This window comes from Rhizobacter sp. P3_B12, from assembly GCF_056402895.1.
Genome location: NZ_JBFUGN010001580.1, coordinates 1 through 830, shown reverse-complemented (window position 1 = coordinate 830; position 830 = coordinate 1). Strand labels below are relative to the sequence as shown.

The following is an 830-nucleotide window of genomic DNA, read 5'->3' as shown; positions in this document are numbered from 1 at the left end:
CCATCGTCCAGCTTCGCGTGATATTCCTTGCTGATGTAGTTGAGCGCCTTCTCCTGGAAAGCCGGCGTGCGCAGCCGCGCGATGAGCAGCGCGACCTCGCTGCCGACCTCCCCAGCCAGGCAGGCTTTGCGGACGGCGGGGCAGGCTTCCAGCAGCTTCAGCCGGCCGTACACATAGCTGCGGCTCTTCCCGAACTTCGCCGCCAGGTCGTCGGCTGTCAGGTTGTCGCCATCGATCATGGCCTGGAAGCCTTCGGCCTCCTCGATCGGGTGCACGTCGGCGCGCTGCAGGTTCTCTGCAACCTGCGCACTGCGTGYCTCGGCATCGGTCATCGTGCGGACCATGCAGGGTACCGTCAGCAGGCCGGCCGCCGCTGCCGCGCGGAAGCGGCGGTGCCCAAAGACGATCTCGAAGCCATCGATGCCCATGATGACGGTCGGCCGGGCAAGCAGCGGCTCGTGGATGCGACCCTCGGCCACGATGTTGGCGGCCAGGTCGTCGATGCCGACGAAGGTGCGCCGTGGATTGAACGGGCTCTCGTGGAGGTGATTCAGCGGGATGGCAGTGATGTGTTCCATAGGTGCTCCGTGGGTGTTCAGCGGCCGAGCTGGTGGGCTTGCTCTTGGCGTTGGAAATCGAGGAAGTCGGCGCGCTCGCTGAAGGCGTTGCGCCAATCGCTCCAGCGGGCCGTGCAGCGCTTGCGGGACATCAGGTCGACCCAAGGCGCCGTGGGCACGCCCTGCAGGACTTCCCAAGGCGTGCCGCCGCCGGGCAGCAGCTGGGCGCGCTCGGTTGCCAAGGCGATCAGGTCGGCGCGTTTGATCGCGGCG

The 830-nt window shown here is 67.2% G+C and carries 1 protein-coding gene and 1 pseudogene; both read right to left on the bottom strand.

Annotated elements, in window-relative coordinates; genetic code table 11:
* Positions 1-578: ParB/RepB/Spo0J family partition protein (locus AC1D01_RS37010; RefSeq protein ID WP_477874839.1), on the bottom strand; the 578-nt coding region annotated here is incomplete at its 3' end.
* Positions 579-595: 17 nt separating this feature from the next.
* A pseudogene (locus AC1D01_RS37005) lies at positions 596-830 on the bottom strand (hypothetical protein); the annotation flags it as partial.